Origin of the sequence: Nocardiopsis sp. TNDT3, from assembly GCF_003427465.1 — a bacterium.
GTDB lineage: Bacteria > Actinomycetota > Actinomycetes > Streptosporangiales > Streptosporangiaceae > Nocardiopsis > Nocardiopsis dassonvillei.
The window spans coordinates 1-3,591 of sequence record NZ_QPFC01000285.1 but is presented as its reverse complement, the minus strand read 5'-3'; the positions used below and the strand labels follow the sequence as shown (position 1 = coordinate 3,591).

The following is a 3,591-nucleotide window of genomic DNA, read 5'->3' as shown; positions in this document are numbered from 1 at the left end:
GCCCCGCCGCGGACCCGCGACCGTCCGCGGCGGGGCCCGCGCGTGCGCGCCGCGCGCGTCGCGGCGCGACGACCAGCGCTTCCGCGGCGTGAGGCGCGACACGCCCGCGTTTGGAGCACCCGGCACGGGTTAGGCGCATGCGTATGCATCCCCGCTCCGAGGAGCCCAGAAGAGGAAGGCGGTGCAGGTAACCGTGAAGAACGTGTTCGTGGTCGGCCTGGACGAGCACAACCTGGAGATCCTGCGCAGGACCCCCACAGGTCAGCACTGCGAGTTCCACCAGCTGCTGAACCTGGACGAGCTCCAGGTCGGCGAGATCGACATCCAGGAACTCCTGGCCAAGGCGGAGAGGATCCTGGACGACTTCGACGGGAGCGTCGACGCGATCGTGGGCTACTGGGACTTCCCGGTGACCCTGTTCGTGCCCATCCTCTGCTCCCGCCGCGGCCTCCCCTCGTCCTCCCTGGAGTCCTTCGTCAAGTGTGAGCACAAGTACTGGAGCAGACTGGAGCAGCAGAAGGTCATCGACGAGTACCCGGCCTTCGGCCTGGTCGAGCTGTCCGAGGAGAACCCCGCGCCCCCCGAGAGCCCGTCCTACCCGATGTGGCTCAAGCCGGTGAAGTCGGCCTCCTCCGAGCTGGCCTACAAGGTCGGCGACGACGAGGCCTTCCAGCAGGCGGTGTCCCTCCTCCGCGACGGGGTCGACCGCATCGGCCGCCCCTTCGAGCAGATCCTGGAGATGGTGGACCTGCCTCCCGAGATCTCCTCCGTTGGCGGGCGCACGGCCCTCGCCGAGGCCGCGATGCAGGGCGTGCAGGCGGCCGTCGAGGGCTACGTGTACAAGGGCGAGGTCGTGGTCTACGGCGCCCTGGACTCGGTCGACTACCCGGGCAGCTCGGTGTTCCTGCGCCACCAGTACCCCTCCGGCCTCCCCGAGAACGTGTGCCGCTGGATGTCCGAGGTCGCCACCAAGGTCATCGAGCGGGTGGGGATGGACAACTCCACGTTCAGCGTCGAGTTCTTCTACGACCCCGTGGAGGAGAAGCTGGGCCTGCTGGAGGTGAACACGCGCCACTCCCAGTCCCACGCCGAACTCTTCGAGCTGGTGGACGGGGTCGCCAACCACGAGCGCATGCTGCGGCTGGGCTTCGGGCAGGACCCCGCCCTGGACGAGGACGCCCGGGGCGAGTACCGGGTGGCCGCGGAGTGGTACCACCGCCGCTTCGAGGACGGCGTCGCCGCGCGCGTGCCCACCCCCGAGGAGGTGTCCGCGCTGGAGGAGTCCCTGCCCGGCGTGACGATCGAGATCGTGCCCAAGCAGGGGCAGCGGCTCTCGGACATGACCGCCCAGGACAGCTACAGCTTCGAACTCGCCAAGATCACCATCGGCGCCGAGGACGAGACCGCGATGCGCGCCAAGTACGAGCGTTGCGTCGACGAGCTGGTCTTCGAGTTCGAGGACGAGCACGGGACGAAGGACAAGCTGGCCGAACACTAGGAGGGTCCCCGGTCCATGCACGTGGTCAACAACCTGCCCAACGCCGTCCAGGAGGACGAGCACCTGTGGATACCGATGTCGGACGGTGTGCACCTGGCCGCCAGGGTGTGGCGGGCGACCTCCTCCGACGTGTCCCCCGTCCCGGCGGTCCTGGAGTACCTCCCCTACCGCAGGCGCGACCTGACGTCGGTGCGCGACTCCATGCACCACCCCTACATCGCCGGGCACGGCTACGCCTGCGTCCGCGTGGACCTGCGGGGTACCGGTGACTCGGAGGGCGTGCTCACCGACGAGTACCTGGAGCGCGAGCAGCTGGACGCCGAGGAGGTGCTGGCCTGGCTGGCCGAGCAGCCCTGGTGCAACGGGAAGACCAGCATGATGGGGCTGTCCTGGGGAGGGTTCGCCGCGCTCCAGGTGGCGGCCCGCCAGCCCCCGAGCCTGGGCGCGATCGTCATCAGCTCCTTCACCGACGACCGGTACGGCGACGACTTCCACTACATGGGCGGTTGTCTGCTGTCGGACAACCTCGCCGAGGCGGGGACGATGTTCTCCGCGGGCACCTGCCCGCCGGACCCGGTGACCGTCGGCGACGACTGGCGGCGGATGTGGCACGAGCGGCTGGAGGCCACCGAACCGTGGGTCCTGGAGTGGCTGCGCCACCAGCGGCGCGACGACTACTGGCGGCACGCGTCGGTGAGCGAGGACTACTCGAAGGTGCGCTGCCCGGTGCTGGCCTCCAGCGGGTGGGCGGACGGCTACTCCAACGCCGTCTTCCGGCTGCTGGAGAACCTGGAGGCGCCCAGGCGGGGGCTGATCGGCCCGTGGTCGCACCGCTACCCGCACATGGGCAGCCCCGGCCCGGCGATCGGCTACCTCCAGGAGGTCGTGCGCTGGCTGGACCGCTGGCTCAAGGGCAGGGAGAACGGTGTCGACGAGGGCCCGTCCCTGTGGGCGTGGATGCAGGACAGCGTGCTCCCCTCCACCGCCTACACCGAGCGCCCCGGCCGGTGGGTGCGCGAGGACGTGTGGCCCTCGCCGAGCGTGGAGTACCGCGGCTACCCGCTGGCCAGGTACCGGATCGGCCGCCCCGGAGAGGAGGTGCACTCGGAGTCGCTGACCGTGCGGTCGCCGCTGACCGTGGGCCAGTTCGCGGGCAAGTGGGCCTCCTACAACGCCCCGCCGGACCTGCCCTACGACCAGCGCGAGGAGGACGGCGGTTCCCTGGTCTTCGACAGCGACGTGCTGTCGGAGGACGTGGAGATCCTGGGCGCCGCCGAGGTGGAGCTGGACGTGTCGGTCACCGAGCCGGTGGCCATGGTCGCCGCGCGGCTGGTGGACGTCGCGCCGGACGGCAGCGCCACGCGGGTGACCTACGGGCTGCTCAACCTCACCCACCGCGACGGCCACGAGCACCCCGAGAAGCTCGAACCCGGTGAGATCTACCGGGTGAAGGTCACGATGAACGGTGTCGCGCAGGCGTTCCCGGTGGGGCACCGCATCCGGCTGTCGCTGTCCACCTCCTACTGGCCGCTGGCCTGGCCGCCGCCCAAGCCCGCCCTGCTGACCGTGCACCCGGAGAACAGCAGGCTGCTGCTGCCGGTGCGTCCTCACTCCGAGGCGGACGAGCCGCACCCGGAGCCCTTCGGGGAGCCGGAGGCGGCGCCGGAGATCTCCACCACGCGCCGGGAGAAGCCGGAGCACAGCTGGACCGTCTACAGGGACCTGGTGGACACCCGGTCGGCCCTGGAGATCGTCAAGGACGGCGGCATCCTGCACTTCGACGACATCGACCTGGACGTCGGTCGGCGCGCCTACGAGTACTACGAGTCCGTGGCGGGCGACTTCACGTCCGCGCGCGGTGAGTCGACGTGGACGATGCGCTTCGCGCGGGACGGGTGGCGGACCCGGACCGAGACCCACACGTCGCTGGAGTGCACCGAGACCGAGTTCCGGGTGTACGCGACTCTGGACGCGTTCGAGAACGACGAGCGGGTCTTCTCCCGGCAGTGGACCGAGACGCTGCCCCGGGACCACCTGTGATCCGCTGCCGGTGACCCGCGGCCGTTCGCGGCCGGGGAACGGCGGGGGCCCCC

Annotated in this window: 2 protein-coding genes; both read left to right on the top strand. The window is 70.5% G+C overall.

The window, feature by feature from the left end; all coding sequences use genetic code 11:
- Nucleotides 1–181: 181 nt before the first annotated feature.
- Complete coding sequence (locus DQW06_RS07760) at nt 182–1,498, top strand: ATP-grasp domain-containing protein (protein ID WP_232238651.1); 1,317 nt, start codon at nt 182–184, stop codon at nt 1,496–1,498.
- Between the two features lie 15 nt (nt 1,499–1,513).
- Nucleotides 1,514–3,538 (top strand): CocE/NonD family hydrolase, encoded by a 2,025-nt coding sequence (locus tag DQW06_RS07755; RefSeq protein WP_117198216.1) that lies wholly within the window; start codon nt 1,514–1,516, stop codon nt 3,536–3,538.
- Nucleotides 3,539–3,591: the final 53 nt, after the last annotated feature.

What these genes read in the sequence shown, in the direction of transcription:
- DQW06_RS07755 (WP_117198216.1), top strand. Translation starts at nt 1,514, where the DNA reads ATGCACGTGGTCAACAACCTGCCCAACGCCGTCCAGGAGGACGAGCAC.